Here is a 12,957-nt window from a genome sequence, read left to right on the forward strand (position 1 = left end):
AAACTGTCGTTGATGAGCAAACATTCGGCCCCGGCCCCTCTCCGTAGTCACCGCTTTCCCGTCTTCGCCTGGCCCTTGCTGGCCGTGCTGCTCAGCGCCGTGCTGTGGACCACAACCGTGCTCCGCGCAGACGCCGAGCAGGCGCGTGCCGAAGCGCAGGTGCGCAAGGATGCCGCCGCCTACGCCGAAGCCTACGAGCAGTACATCACCCGCTCGGTGGGGCAGATGGACCAGATCACCATGCAGCTCAAGTTCAGCTGGGAGCATTCGCGCGAGCGCGGCCTGCTGGACGAACTGCGGCGCGACGGCATGTTCACCGACAGCGCCTTCCGCGTGGTGGCCGTGATCGACCGCGACGGCGTGGTGCGTTCCTCGACCCGTCCGGCGCTGCTGGGCGCGGACATCTCCGGCGGCCAGTTCTTCGCCCAGCACCGCAACCACATCTCGACCGCGCTGCGGGTCGGCGCCGCGCCCGCGCTGTTCGGCAAGGCCGGCGAAGCGGTGCTCTTCACGCGCCGCCTGGACACGCTCGACGACGAATTCGACGGCATCGTGCTGATGGCGGTCGACGCGCGCTACTTCACCTCCTTCGTGAGCCCGGCCACCCTGGGCGCGGACGGCGTGGTGGCCATGGCCGGCACAGAAGGACGGCTGCGCATCGAACAGCGCAGCGACGGCGCCGCCTTCGCCGACACGGACGGACCGCTGCTGCCGCTGCGCGGCGCCATGTGGTCGAGCGAACGCGGGGTGCGCCTCGTCGAAGGCAGCGGCGGCTTCCTGGATACGAAGGCGCGGGTACTGGGCTGGCGCCATTCGACGGTCTACCCGCTGGTGGCCCTGGTCGGCCTGTCGCACAGCGAAGCGCAGCAAGCCGCGCAGGCCTATTGGGCCGAGAGCCGCGACCGCGCCATCGTCGCCACCGCGGGATTGCTGCTGCTGGGCGGCTTCGGCGCCGTGCTGGCGCGGCGCGCGCTGCAGCGCGAACGCGAGCAGGACGAGGTGCGGCGCGCCTACCGCACCGCCACCGAGAGCGGCAACGACGGCTTCTACATGGCGGCCGCGGTACGCGGGCGCGACGGCGAGATCGAGGACTTCCGCATCGTCGACTGCAACGAGCGCGGCGCCTTCTTCTACGGCATGAAGCGCGAGGAGCTGGTGGGCGCCAGCCTGTCGCGCATCGACAGCGCGCTGTTCGGCGAGGAGCTGCTGGCCACCTACCGCAAGGCGATGGACGCGGGCTTCCACGAAGACGACCGCAAGCTGCCGCTCGATAACCGCCTGAACATCGGCTGGGGACGGCGGCGCCTGGTCCGCGTCGGCAACGGCCTTGCGGTCACCCTGCAGGACATCAGCGAGCGCAAGGAGCACGAGGTGCAGCTGGAACGCCTGGCCAACGAAGACAGCCTGACCGGCCTGGCCACGCGCCATGCCTTCCTGGCCGCGATGCCGGCCGCGCTGGCCCAGGCCAGGGCCAGCGGGGCGGGGCTGGCGCTGCTGTTCATCGACCTGGACGAGTTCAAGCACGTCAACGATTCGCACGGCCACGCCACCGGCGACCAGCTGCTCAAGTCGGCCGCCCAGCGCCTGCTGTCGCTGCTGCGCCCGAGCGACCAGGTGGCGCGCTTCGGCGGCGACGAATTCGTGGTGCTGCTCCATCCCTGCGAGGGCGAGCGCCAGGCCGCCTCGGTGGCGGCGCGCATCGTCGAGGCCTTCGCCGTGCCCTTCCTGTTCAAGGACGAGCTGCATGCGGTGGGCGCCTCGGTCGGCATCGCCATGTATCCGCGCGACGGGCTGGATGCCGAGACCCTGGTGCGTCACAGCGATATCGCCATGTATGCGGGCAAGAACGAAGGCAAGGGCCAGTACCGCTTCTTCGACCCGGCCTATTCCCAGAACCTGAATTCGCGCGCGCGCCTCAAGCAGCGCATGCTGGAAGCGATCGAGGCCGACCAGTTCCTGCTGCACTACCAGCCGCGCGTGGACGCGCGCAGCGGCGAACTCCTGAGCATGGAAGCGCTGCTGCGCTGGCGCCATCCCGAGCTGGGCATGGTCGCGCCGGGTGACTTCATTCCGCTGGCCGAATCGACCGGCCTGATCGTGCGCATCGGCGAAGCCGTGATCGGCAAGGCCTGCGCCCAGCTGGCAGCCTGGCGCGAAGCCGGGGTGGCGCTGGTGCCGGTGTCGATCAATGTCTCGCCCAAGCAGTTCCTGCGCGGCGGCGTGCAGCGCCAGCTGAGCAGTGCACTGGAGCGCTATCGCGTGCCGGCCAGCCTGATCGAAGTGGAGATCACCGAGTCGGCGATGATGGGCGACCACGACGACATCCTGGCCGAGCTGGCCGCGCTGCGCGCTCTCGGCGTCAAGCTGCACGTGGACGACTTCGGCACCGGCTACTCTTCGCTGTCGCAGCTGCAGCGGCTCAGGATGGATGTGCTGAAGGTGGACCGCGCCTTCACGACCGAGCTGGCCAGGTCGAAGGAGGGCAAGGTGTTCTTCCAGGCCATCGTGTCGATGGCCCACGCGCTCGGCATGTCGGTGGTGGCCGAAGGTGTCGAGACCGAGGAGCAGCTGGCCATCCTGCGCGGGCTCGATTGCAACGAGGTGCAGGGTTTCTACATCGCGCGGCCGGTGCCGGCGGAAGAGATGGCACTGATGATGGCGCGGCGCTTCCTGTTCGAAAGCGCCGCGGCGGCCTGACCTAGTCGAGGTCGGAAGCCTGGTGGCGCTCGGCCACCTGTTCGTCGGGCTTGCCGCGTACCCGGTTGACCTTGCGCCCGCGGATCACCGCCGGCCGCGCCGCGATTTCCTCGGCCCAGCGTACCACGTGCTTATACTCGTGCACGGACAGGAACTCGGCCGCGTCATACGCTTCGCCGCGCACCATGCCGCCGTACCACGGCCAGATCGCCATGTCGGCGATGGTGTACTCCTCGCCGGCCACGAAGCGGTGCCGGGCCAGCTGCCGGTCCAGCACGTCGAGCTGGCGCTTGGTTTCCATCGCATAGCGGTTGATCGGATACTCGAGCTTTTCCGGCGCATAAGCATAGAAGTGCCCGAAGCCGCCGCCCACGAAAGGCGCGGAACCCATCTGCCAGAACAGCCAGTTCAGGGTCTCGGTGCGCGCCGCCAGCTCCCTGGGCAGGAAGGCGCCGAACTTCTCGGCCAGGTAGAGCAGGATCGAGCCCGATTCGAACACGCGCAGCGGCTCGGCGGCGCTGCGGTCCACTAAGGCCGGGATCTTCGAATTCGGGTTGATCTCGACGAAGCCGCTGGAGAACTGGTCGCCCTCGTTAATGCGGATCAGCCAGGCGTCATACTCGGCGCCCGCGTGGCCCAGGGCCAGCAGTTCCTCCAGCATGATCGTGACCTTGACGCCGTTGGGCGTGCCCAGCGAATACAGCTGGAGCGGGTGTTTGCCGACCGGAAGTTCCTTGTCGTGGGTGGGCCCGGCCACCGGGCGGTTGATGTTGGCGAAGGCGCCGCCGGAGGCGGCCGGCGTCCAGACCTTGGGTGGGACGTAAGGCGTTTGCTCTGCCATGGTTTCTCCTGCTCGAATCGGGTCGGAGAAACATTCTAGCGGCTGCGCGGAAAGCGCGCCGGGCGCATCGCGCAAGCTCCGCCGCCGCACCAGTCCCATGCCCGGTTCCCGCATCATGGCCGCCTCACTGCAGCTGGATCCGCCCATACAGGCCGCGCGTTCCGTTGCCCGGACCGGCCGTGAAGAACAGCGCATTGCGCGGCTGGGCCTGGATGCCGTTGCCGAAGGCGATGCCGTACAGGCCGTCGATGACGATGGGCGTGCGGTCGCTGCGCATCAGGGTGCCGATCAGCTTGCCGTCATGCGGACTGAAAGCGTTGATCTTGCCGTCGCCGCGGTTGGCCACCAGCAGCATGTTGCTGAAGTCGCCGAAGTCGGCAGGCGCGATCGCCATGCCCCAGGGCGCGTTCAGGACGCCGCCAGTCGTGACCAGCCGTCCCACGAAGGCGCCGCCGGTCGAGAACACGTTGATCAAGCCCAGGCCCATACCGGCGACCCGGTCGGTGCCGTTCGCGCCGCGCTGGGCGTAGCTGACGTAGACACGGTCGCCCACCGCCTGCACGCCGAAGGGCGCATAGTTGGGCGGCAGGCCGGGATCGACGAAGCCGCCGCCGGGCAGGGTAACTTTCTGGAAGGCGGTGTCGTAGACATCGATGCCGCCGCGCCGGAAGTCGGCGGCATAAATATAGTTCGCTCCCGCGGAGTTGCCGATCGCCAGGCCGGTGTAGAAGGCGCCATTGCTTCCTGTGTCCACCGTCGTCACCGCGTTGTTCAGGTTCACCGCCGGCGACCAGCCGGCGATGGTGCCGTCCAGGCCGGCGAAGATGAAGGGGCTGGCCCCGGTGACGCCGTTCTGCGTCACCTTGAAATCCTGGCTGCCGTTGAAGACGATGCCGGTCGGCCTGGCCGCGCCGGCGGTCCCCGCCGGGATCGCCACGACCAGGGTCTGCGGCACACCGTTACCGTCGTACAAGGTGGAGCTCGAGCTGCCTTCGTTCGCCACCCAGACGAAACCGTTCGGGTTGAAGGCGATGCCCCAGGCGTTCAGCAGTTTGGCGTCGGTGTTGGGAGCGCCGCCGGCCGCTTCCGTCACCAGCGAGGTGGCGGTGTAGGCGCTGGTGATGGTGGAGACCGGCGGCGTGACGGTCATCTCTTCGTCGTCGCCGCCACCGCCGCCGCAGGAGACCGCTGCGGCGGCGAGGGTGAGGCCGGCCAGGCCTGCCTTGAGCAAGGCGGCCGCTCTGTGATGGATGGTCATGATGGCTCCTGTCAGGTGGGGTGGATACCTGCGTTAATCCCACCCCGATCCTGAAAGGTTCTTCAGAAGGCGACGCCGATGCTGGCCGCCAGCGCGCGTGCGCGCGGGGCGGCGACGGCCGGGTCGCGCTGGCGCGCCAGCCAGGCCAGCTGGAAGGTGGCGGGGCCGGCATCGTAGGCCAGTCCCAGGCGCAGGTCGGCGCGCGCCGGTCCACCGGCGCCGCCATAGCCGCCGAAGCGGCGCAGCACGCCCGCGTGCCCGACCAGGCGCCAGCGCTCGCCCAGCGGATGCACGCCGTTCCACTCGAGATAGGCGCTGCGCCCGGCGCCATAGTAGTGCGGCGACAGATAGGCGCGCACGCTGCCGCTTTCCCAGCTCAGGCCGGCATGGAACTCGTCGTAGCGGTAGCGGGCGTCGCGCGCGAAGCTGGTGCGGCTGATTCCGGCGTCCCAGCTCAGGCCGGAGGCCATCCTGCGGGCATAGCCGGCATAGGCGATCAACTGGGCCCCGGTGGGGCTGTAGGCCAGGCTGGCCGAGGACACGAAGCCGCCCGCATACAAGCCGGATGGGCTGTCGTAGTCGACGCGCAGCTGGGCGGCGGGCCGGCCTTCGCTGAGCGACAGGCCGCGCACCGCGTATTCGGACACCAGGGATAGGCTGGCGCTTACTTGCGCCTGCGTCGCACAGGAGAAGGTCAGCAGGAAGGTGGCGAGGACGCCGCGCGCGCGCAGGGCGGTGCGGAAGAAGCAATGGTGGCGGGTCGCAGGGAGCAGGGGCGCGCGCATGGATCCATACTACCAGCTCGCGCGTCGGCGCGGCTCTGCTCTGCGTTTAGATGGAGGGTAGAGCGCGCCTGCTCGCGCAAGGCCTGGCGCACCACCGGGGCACGGGCATCCGGCCGCAGCTCGACCAGCAGCGCCGCCATGCCGCTCACGTGGGCCGCCGCATAGGACGAGCCGGAGACGAAGCCCCAGCGTCCGCCGGGCAGGCTGGTGGGGATGTCGGCATCGGGTGCATCCACGGCGCCGGCCGCGATCACGCCCGGATGCGAGGCCGGGAAGCCGCCGCCGGGCAGCTGCGGATCGATCGCCCCCACCACCAGCACGCCGCGCGCCAGGGCCGCGTCCAGCAAGGCCTGCAGCAGGCGGTCGGGCGGTCCGCCCAGGCTGAGGTTGATGATGCGCGCTTCGTGCATCAAGGCCACGTTGAGCGCCTTGCCCAGCGTGAAGCTGCTGCAGCGTGCGGGATGACCCGCTGTTTCCCAGCAGGCCCGCAAGGCCATCAGGCGCGCATCGGGCGCGACGCCGGCGATGCCGACGCCATTGTCGCGGCGCGCCGCAATGACGCCGGCGACGGCGGTGCCGTGCGCCTCCGCCACGGCAGCCTGGGTATCGACCAGGTTCTCCTGCAGCGCGATCTGTCCGGCCAGGTCGGGATGGGCGGCGTCGATGCCGCTGTCGATCACCGCCACCGCGACCTTGCGGCCGGTGCTGGCGCGGTGCAGCTCGGCCAGGCGCCAGGCGCGCGCCGCCGGCTGCAGGCGGAACAGCGGATCGCCGCCGCCCAGGGTCTCGTAGATCCCGACCGGCTGGGCCCAGGCCACGCGCGGGTCGCGCGCCAGCGCCGCCAGCACGGACGCGAGCGGCGCGGCGCCGTGCTGTTCCATCACGAAACAGTCGACGCCGATGACCGGCATCGGCCAGTTGCTGACCAGGGTCAGGCCGTGGGTGCGCGCCAGGTCCTGGGCCACGCGCCGGCGCGCCGCCTGGCCGCTGTCGTTGCGGTAGTTGCCGCCGTAGGCGGCGTCGGGCCGGTAATGCTGGGGCGGCAGGCGCAGCATCACCAGCACCTGGCGCGCTGCCGCCTGGCCGGCGTCCGGCGCGTCCTGCGCCTGCACGCCCGCGCCCAGCAGCAGCAGCGCGCCGAGGAGGGCGCACAGGAGGGCTCGCATGGCCGCGCGCATGCTTACTTCCTGCTGGCGAGCGGCTCGGCCAGCACCACCGCCGGCTCCGCGCGCAGGCGCGCCAGCACCGCCGTCATGTCGCCGCTGGATGTCACGGCGAGCCATGCGCCGGTGCTGGTCGGGCCGCCGACGATGCGTACCCCGTCGGCGCGCGCGATGCGGCGCAGCTCCTGCTCGGGCGTGTCCGGTGCGAAGGCCAGCACCAGGTTCGCCTGGGCCGGCGCCTCGGCGCCGAGGAGACGATAGGCGCCCATGTCCGGCGACGGCGACACCCGCGCCAGCAGCAGGCCGCCCAGCAGCGCGATCAGCGCGAACTGGGCCGCGGCAACCCGGACCAGCCAGCGGGCATCGTTGGCGGCCAGGCGCTGGAGCAGGGTGGGGCGTGATGGCCGTGGCTTGGCTGCGCCGGCGTCGAGCGCGGGCAGCAGCCGCGCCAGGGCGCGCTCGGGATCGCAATCCGGGTCCGGCTGGGCCGCAGAGCTGCGCATGGCGCGCAGCGCGTCGAGATCGGCGCGGCAGGGCGCGCATTCCTGCAGGTGGCGTTCGACACCTGCGCGCTCCTCGGGCGCCAGCGTGCCGTTCAGCAGCCAGGGCAGCACCGCCTGGGCCGCCTGATGGGCATCCTGTCCGCTCATGTCCTTTCCTCCAGTTGATCGGCCAGCAGCTGGGCCAGCCTGCGGCGCGCATGGAACAGCCGGGTCTTGACGGTGTTGACCGGGCAAGCCATCACCTCGGCGATTTCCGCATAGCCCATGTCGTGGAAAAAGGTCAGCTGGAACACCGCGCGCTGGGCCAGCGGCAGGGTGTCGAGCGCGGCGTTGACGGCGTCGCCCAGGCGCAGCTGTTCGAACAGGCGCTCGGGCTGGCAGCCTGGACCGCATTCGCAGTCGTCGGGACAGGCCTCGAGCGGTTCGTCGAGCGCGTGCAGGGCCTTGCAGGCCTTCCTGTAGGCAATCGCAAAGATCCAGGTCGACAGCTTGCAGCTGCCGTCGAAGGTCCTGGCCTTTTGCCAGACGGCGAGCATCGCATCGTTGGCGACCTCCTCGATCAGCTGCGCATTGCGCGTCATGCGGTGCAGGAAACGCGCGATGCGCGGGAAATACAGCCGGTACAGGGATTCGAAGGCGCAACGGTCTCCGGCCGCCGCCCGCTGGATCAGCCAGGCTTCGTCCAGTAACGCCAGTTCCCTGTCATGGTTCCGGCCGTTCACGCCGCTCGCGCTCCCGTGTTCTTGTTCTGTCCCCCGGTGAATACCGCGCAGGCGCGCAAAGGTTCACCCGGGCTGCATGCGGATTGTCACACGTTTCTCAGAACCTATCTCGGTAGGCGGGGGAAGCTGCTGGCGATGCATGGCAAGCGCGGGCAAGGCGCGAGGAGGCCGCATGGCTAGCCATGCAACGACGAGCAACGCCGCCCGGGCTTGTCAGGCGCGCCAGCAGCGACTTCCGCCTACCGAGATAGGTTCTTAGTCGCTGACCTTGGCGCGCAGGGCCTTGATCTGGCCGCTGCGGTTCTTGGCGTCGAGCCGGCGCCGCTGCGAGGCGCGTGTGGGCCGGGTAGGGCGGCGCTCCGCCTGGACCTCGGCCGCCTTGTCGACCAGGGCTTGCAGGCGCTGCAGCGCATCGAGCTTGTTCTGCTCCAGGCTGCGCGATTGCTGGGCCTTGATGACCAGTACGCCTTCCTGGGTGACGCGGGCGTCGCGCAAGGCGAGCAGGCGCGCCTTGACCTCCTCCGGCAGCGAGGATGCGGCGATGTCGAAGCGCGCGTGGACCGCGCACGAGACCTTGTTCACGTTCTGGCCACCCGGGCCCTGGGCGCGGATCGCGCTGAACGCCACCTCGTCGGGATGGATCGTCGGTTTCATATGCTTGAGCAATGAGCCTTTGCAGGCGCGAAAAAAAAGCTCCGCCGCGGCGGAGCTTTCCTGGTGCGGCGTGCCGATTACATGTAAGCGGCCAGCGCGCCTTTCATCTTCTTCAGCGCAGCCGATTCGATCTGGCGGATACGCTCGGCCGACACGCCGAACTCTTCGGCCAGCGTGTGCAGGGTCGCGCCCGAACCGTCGTCGTTCGCCAGCCAGCGCGCTTCGACGATGCGGCGCGAACGCGGGTCCAGCTTAGCCAGCGCGGTCTCCAGGCCTTCCGACTGCAGGCGGGTGACTTCGCCGGCTTCGATGACCTTGGTCGGCTCTTCCAGGTCCGAGGACAGGTAGGCGATCGGCGAGAACTTGTCGTCCTCGTCGTCCGTCGGCGCTTCGAGGGCGATGTCGCGGCCCGACAGGCGGGTTTCCATCTCGATCACTTCCTCGCGCTTGACGTCGAGCATCTTGGCCAGCTCGTCGACCTGGGCCGGCGACATGGCGTCCAGGCTCTGCTTGTTGCTGCGCAGGTTGAAGAACAGCTTGCGCTGCGCCTTGGTCGTTGCAACCTTGACCAGACGCCAGTTCTTCAGAATGTATTCATGCATCTCGGCCTTGATCCAGTGCATGGCGTACGACACCAGGCGCACGCCCTGGTTCGGGTCGAAACGCTTCACGGCCTTCATCAGGCCGATGTTGCCTTCCTGGATCAGGTCGGCGTGCGGCAGGCCATAGCCCAGGTAGCCGCGCGCGATCGAGACCACCAGGCGCAGGTGCGACAGCACCAGCTTCTGCGCAGCATCGAGATCATTGTTGTCCCGCAGCCGCGTTGCCAGCGAGACCTCTTCCTCATGGGTCAGCATCGGCAGGCGGTTGACGGCCGAGATGTAGGCGTCGATATTGCCAAGATTGCCTGTGAAACCGAGTCCCAGAGCACGACTGCTGGTCGGAACCAATGCGGATTGTGCGGACATATTCATTTCCCTCTTAGATAATCTTGCTGCATCCACAATGTGCCACCAAGGATTGCTCAGTGGCATAGCTGTTACGCGCTGTTACGACTGCTTACGGATGCGTTTCTCTTGAAATCTGACTTTCCTTAGCTCATATATTAGCACTCTCCCGAGGTGAGTGCTAGGAACCGCCGCGGTGCTTAAGGCCTGCCAAAGTATTGCCCAAAAGCATCAAATTGACCGCCGGTTCCACTGTAGAGCAGGACGTCGCTAAATGCTTGATGCAGCTCAGGTGTGAGCTTGAAAGTGCTGGAAGTTTTGCGTTCAGGGACAGATTAAGGGCTGAGGCACCGCCCCTCTGTTGGCTGCCGCACGTTGGGATCGCTCGGCTTGTAGGAGGATTTCGCGTGATTGCGTAGGGTGGAACGGCTAAGCAGTAGAAATGAGGCCAGCGGCACGATTTTCAAGGGGGCTGCGAATGGCTTGGAAACTACTTGGCCCATGCGATGCCCAAGCTGGTTTCTTATCGCTTTCAGTTTGGGCTTCGCGGCCATCGAATGTCCTTGCTCATCCATAAGCCGACCGATTTCGTCCCGAAAAAGCCATCCCAATTGACCGGTTGAGGAAACGAGACTTTGCAACGAGCGCCAAGGTTTCGTTGCTGATTTCACATCACGTCTATCTCGCCAGGTTTGCTTGTCTGACATACGTCACGAGGCAGCCGCACTGGTCTGATAAGTTGACTGCTTCCCTCTTCAACGGAGCCCGGAATGGCAACGACGAATGCACGCCCCGCCTCTACGGCAAATCCAAACGCTGGGATGAGGATGAGTCCGCAAGCGTTGGAAGCGATGCGAAACACTGAAAAGGTCGTATTGAAGTATTACAACGATATGGGAAGAAATAGGGGAAATTGTACTTGGGGGATCGGGTTTTATGTCCATAAGGGCGTATGCACGCCAGAGGAGCTGGAGCGGAAAGTCACTGCACCCTCGATAGAGCTTGAGTATGTAAAGAGAGTTGCAGAGGCGGAGCGACGAGTAAAAATTAAAGTGAAGGTGAAGCTTAACCAGGCCCAGTTCGATAGTCTTGTGAGTTTTACCTACAACACGGCCAACGTCACTAACGAGCGGGTGTACCAAGCTCTCAACGACAACAATTTTCAGGCCGCCGCACAACGGATATCGGAAGCAAACAAAGTCAGAGTGAAGGGACAGCTGAAACTGGCACCTGGACTCGTCAAACGACGCGAAGAAGAGAGCGCCCCGTTCCGAACCATGGGGAAATCCGAGACCGCAGCCCGAGCCATCAAATAGGAGACCCGCATGTCCTTCTTGCCTAGCTCTATCTTAGGCCAGCGAATCCACGCATATGCTGTGCTTGCGATGACTGCACTGCTTATCGCCGTGCCACTGCAAGCGGCGCAACCTGTCCATGAGGTAATTGGAGACTGGCGTTTCACTTCCGTTCTCGATAACGTCGAGATTACGTCGATCGACGACGAACAGGCGAAAAAACTGCTCGGTCGCGTGATGGCAATACGAAAGGAGGGAACGCGATTCGGCGACCAGACTTGTGGAGCCCCCAGTCTGGAGGCCCAGCGCGTCGAGCCAGATCTCTATGTGCGCCGTGAAGCCCGGATCAGCGCAAGGAATTTACGGCTTCCCAATCCGGTCACGGTCGTCGACCTGGGCTGCACGCATGTCTTTATCAAACAACCCAATCGAGCGGTGATCTTTTGGGACGGGTTCTTCTTTGGCGCCGTCAAGATCGGGAAGCCAGAACACCGTCACCATTAAATAGAAACTTCAGCGCACCCGCGCCAGATGCCGCTGCACCGACAGCATCGCCCCGATCAGTCCAAGACCGGCGCTGATCGCCAGCAAGCCCGCCACTTCCAGCGCCCCCAGCGGGAACAACTGGAAATCCGAAGCATACAGGCGCGCAAACGCCAGGATCGCCTCGTTCATCGGCACCAGCGCCAGCGCCACCACGCCCAGGGCCACGGCCCCGGCGCACAGGCCGAGCAGGGCGCCGGTGTAATAGAAGGGCCGGTGGATGAAATTGTCGGTCGCGCCCAGCAGCTTGGCGACGGCGATTTCTTCCTTCTGCGTCAGCACCTGCAGGCGGATCGTGTTGAACACCACCGCGATCACGACGATGCCGAGGGTGGCGGCCAGCAGCAGCAGGGCCAGGCGCAGCACGCCCAGCATGGCGGCCAGGCGCTTGACCCAGCTCGAATCGACCTGCACCGATTCCACCCCCGGCAGCGCGCGCAGGCGCTCGACGATGGCGTCGACCTGCTCGGCCGCGCCGGCGCTGGCGAAGGCTTCCAGCTTGATCACATAGCTGTCCGGCAGCGGATTCTCGCCCAGGGTGTCGATCACGTCGCCCAGGCCGCTGCTGTCCTTGAGCTCGGCCAGCGCCTTTTCGCGCGGCGCGAAGTTCACTTGCGTCTTGCCCTTGCCGACGATGGCGCGGATCTGCGGCGCCAGGGCCTGGGCCTCGGCGCGCGGAGTGTCTTCCCGCATGTACAGGCTGATTTCCGGGTCGACCGACAATTGCTCGGACAGGGGACGCACGTTGTCGAGCAGGGTGATGCCGGCGAAGGGCAGGGTCAGGGCCAGGGCCACGACCAGCACGTTGAACAGGAAACTGCCGGGCGACTTGCGCACCGTGGACAGCGCGGCGCCCAGCGCGAAGCTGTGTTGGCGGAACCAGGGGCTCATGCCGCACCTCCGACCAAGTGGCCGTGCTCCAGGCGGATCACGCGGCCGGCCGCGTCGAGCACCTGCTCGTCGTGGGTCGAGATCACGCAGGTGACGCCGGCGGCGTGGAAGGCGCGCAGGGCGTCGATCACCTTGTCGGCCGCCACGCGGTCGAGGTTGGCGGTCGGCTCGTCGGCCAGGATGATCTGCGGGCGGTTGACGATGGCGCGCGCCACCGCGACCCGCTGCTGTTCGCCGCCGGACAGTTCCAGCGGCATGGCCTTGGCGCGGTCCGCCAGGCCGACCTTGTCCAGCGCGGCGCGGGCGCGCTGCTCGGCCTGGCCTTTCTGTGCGCCGGTCACGAGCAGGGGCAGCATCACGTTGGCCAGGATGTGGCGGTCGTTGAGCAGGCGCTGTTGCTGGAAGATCAGGCCCAGGTTGCGGCGCAGGAAGGGAATGCCGGCCTTGTTGATGCGGCCGATGTCCTGGCCGTTGACCAGCACCTTGCCGCTGCTGGGCCGCTCGACCGCGGCCACCATCTTCATCAGGGTCGACTTGCCGGCGCCCGAAGGGCCGGCCAGGTAGACCAGCTCGCCCTTGGCGATGCTGAGGGAGACGTCGCGCAGCGCATAGGCGTCATGGGAGTACTGTTTTGAAACAGACTGGAATTCGATCATGG

At 66.9% G+C, this 12,957-nt stretch carries 13 protein-coding genes; 3 read left to right on the top strand and 10 right to left on the bottom strand.

Going from position 1 to position 12,957, the window contains the following annotated elements:
- Positions 1 to 12 precede the first annotated feature (12 nt).
- A complete protein-coding gene (locus tag J8847_RS14100) occupies positions 13 to 2,697 on the top strand; it encodes an EAL domain-containing protein (RefSeq protein ID WP_211525347.1) in 2,685 nt (894 codons plus the stop codon).
- A gap of 1 nt (position 2,698) precedes the next feature.
- Here J8847_RS14100 and yghU read toward each other — a convergent pair whose 3' ends face one another.
- From yghU to rpoH, 8 genes are all read right to left on the bottom strand, one after another.
- The gene (gene yghU, locus J8847_RS14105; RefSeq protein ID WP_211525348.1) at positions 2,699 to 3,538 is read right to left on the bottom strand and encodes a glutathione-dependent disulfide-bond oxidoreductase; all 840 of its coding nucleotides are present in this window, start codon (positions 3,536 to 3,538) and stop codon (positions 2,699 to 2,701) included.
- Positions 3,539 to 3,662: 124 nt separating this feature from the next.
- The gene (locus tag J8847_RS14110; RefSeq protein ID WP_211525349.1) at positions 3,663 to 4,796 is read right to left on the bottom strand and encodes a TIGR03118 family protein; all 1,134 of its coding nucleotides are present in this window, start codon (positions 4,794 to 4,796) and stop codon (positions 3,663 to 3,665) included.
- Positions 4,797 to 4,858: 62 nt separating this feature from the next.
- Positions 4,859 to 5,581: a TorF family putative porin gene (locus J8847_RS14115; RefSeq protein WP_211525350.1), complete on the bottom strand. Its 723-nt coding sequence runs from the start codon at positions 5,579 to 5,581 to the stop codon at positions 4,859 to 4,861.
- Positions 5,491 to 6,747, bottom strand: a complete 1,257-nt coding sequence (locus J8847_RS14120) for a S8 family serine peptidase (RefSeq protein ID WP_229512827.1) — start codon at positions 6,745 to 6,747, stop codon at positions 5,491 to 5,493. The genes J8847_RS14115 and J8847_RS14120 overlap by 91 nt, the downstream gene beginning before the upstream one ends.
- Positions 6,748 to 6,761: 14 nt before the next feature.
- Positions 6,762 to 7,394 (bottom strand): zf-HC2 domain-containing protein, encoded by a 633-nt coding sequence (locus J8847_RS14125; protein WP_211525352.1) that lies wholly within the window; start codon positions 7,392 to 7,394, stop codon positions 6,762 to 6,764.
- Positions 7,391 to 7,969: a sigma-70 family RNA polymerase sigma factor gene (locus tag J8847_RS14130; protein WP_211525353.1), complete on the bottom strand. Its 579-nt coding sequence runs from the start codon at positions 7,967 to 7,969 to the stop codon at positions 7,391 to 7,393. Before J8847_RS14130 ends, J8847_RS14125 begins: the two co-directional genes overlap by 4 nt.
- A gap of 255 nt (positions 7,970 to 8,224) precedes the next feature.
- The gene (gene arfB, locus J8847_RS14135) at positions 8,225 to 8,623 is read right to left on the bottom strand and encodes an alternative ribosome rescue aminoacyl-tRNA hydrolase ArfB (RefSeq protein ID WP_211525354.1); all 399 of its coding nucleotides are present in this window, start codon (positions 8,621 to 8,623) and stop codon (positions 8,225 to 8,227) included.
- Between the two features lie 77 nt (positions 8,624 to 8,700).
- Entirely contained in the window at positions 8,701 to 9,591 is an 891-nt protein-coding gene (rpoH, locus tag J8847_RS14140) for an RNA polymerase sigma factor RpoH (RefSeq protein ID WP_211525355.1), read from the bottom strand.
- A gap of 749 nt (positions 9,592 to 10,340) precedes the next feature.
- On the opposite strand from rpoH, the gene J8847_RS14145 reads away from it, so the two are divergent.
- Together J8847_RS14145 and J8847_RS14150 are read left to right on the top strand one after the other, a co-directional pair.
- Positions 10,341 to 10,886 carry a lysozyme gene (locus tag J8847_RS14145; RefSeq protein WP_229512829.1) on the top strand — a complete coding sequence of 182 codons (546 nt, stop codon included), beginning with the start codon at positions 10,341 to 10,343 and terminating at the stop codon, positions 10,884 to 10,886.
- Between the two features lie 9 nt (positions 10,887 to 10,895).
- Positions 10,896 to 11,369 carry a hypothetical protein gene (locus tag J8847_RS14150; protein WP_211525356.1) on the top strand — a complete coding sequence of 158 codons (474 nt, stop codon included), beginning with the start codon at positions 10,896 to 10,898 and terminating at the stop codon, positions 11,367 to 11,369.
- A 9-nt stretch (positions 11,370 to 11,378) separates the two neighbouring features.
- On the opposite strand, the gene ftsX is transcribed toward J8847_RS14150, so the two are convergent.
- Together ftsX and J8847_RS14160 are read right to left on the bottom strand one after the other, a co-directional pair.
- Positions 11,379 to 12,299, bottom strand: coding sequence for a permease-like cell division protein FtsX (ftsX, locus tag J8847_RS14155; RefSeq protein WP_211525357.1), 921 nt, complete (start codon positions 12,297 to 12,299; stop codon positions 11,379 to 11,381).
- Positions 12,296 to 12,955, bottom strand: coding sequence for a cell division ATP-binding protein FtsE (locus J8847_RS14160; protein WP_211525358.1), 660 nt, complete (start codon positions 12,953 to 12,955; stop codon positions 12,296 to 12,298). The genes ftsX and J8847_RS14160 overlap by 4 nt, the downstream gene beginning before the upstream one ends.
- Positions 12,956 to 12,957: the final 2 nt, after the last annotated feature.

The sequence above is a fragment of the Massilia sp. AB1 genome (assembly GCF_018119385.1).
In the GTDB taxonomy this organism is placed as follows: Bacteria; Pseudomonadota; Gammaproteobacteria; order Burkholderiales; family Burkholderiaceae_D; genus Telluria.

What these genes read in the sequence shown, in the direction of transcription:
- J8847_RS14100 (WP_211525347.1), top strand. Translation starts at nt 13, where the DNA reads ATGAGCAAACATTCGGCCCCGGCCCCTCTCCGTAGTCACCGCTTTCCC.
- yghU (WP_211525348.1), bottom strand. Translation starts at nt 3,538, where the DNA reads ATGGCAGAGCAAACGCCTTACGTCCCACCCAAGGTCTGGACGCCGGCC.
- J8847_RS14110 (WP_211525349.1), bottom strand. Translation starts at nt 4,796, where the DNA reads ATGACCATCCATCACAGAGCGGCCGCCTTGCTCAAGGCAGGCCTGGCC.
- J8847_RS14115 (WP_211525350.1), bottom strand. Translation starts at nt 5,581, where the DNA reads ATGCGCGCGCCCCTGCTCCCTGCGACCCGCCACCATTGCTTCTTCCGC.
- J8847_RS14120 (WP_229512827.1), bottom strand. Translation starts at nt 6,747, where the DNA reads ATGCGAGCCCTCCTGTGCGCCCTCCTCGGCGCGCTGCTGCTGCTGGGC.
- J8847_RS14125 (WP_211525352.1), bottom strand. Translation starts at nt 7,394, where the DNA reads ATGAGCGGACAGGATGCCCATCAGGCGGCCCAGGCGGTGCTGCCCTGG.
- arfB (WP_211525354.1), bottom strand. Translation starts at nt 8,623, where the DNA reads ATGAAACCGACGATCCATCCCGACGAGGTGGCGTTCAGCGCGATCCGC.
- rpoH (WP_211525355.1), bottom strand. Translation starts at nt 9,591, where the DNA reads ATGTCCGCACAATCCGCATTGGTTCCGACCAGCAGTCGTGCTCTGGGA.
- J8847_RS14145 (WP_229512829.1), top strand. Translation starts at nt 10,341, where the DNA reads ATGGCAACGACGAATGCACGCCCCGCCTCTACGGCAAATCCAAACGCT.
- J8847_RS14150 (WP_211525356.1), top strand. Translation starts at nt 10,896, where the DNA reads ATGTCCTTCTTGCCTAGCTCTATCTTAGGCCAGCGAATCCACGCATAT.
- ftsX (WP_211525357.1), bottom strand. Translation starts at nt 12,299, where the DNA reads ATGAGCCCCTGGTTCCGCCAACACAGCTTCGCGCTGGGCGCCGCGCTG.
- J8847_RS14160 (WP_211525358.1), bottom strand. Translation starts at nt 12,955, where the DNA reads ATGATCGAATTCCAGTCTGTTTCAAAACAGTACTCCCATGACGCCTAT.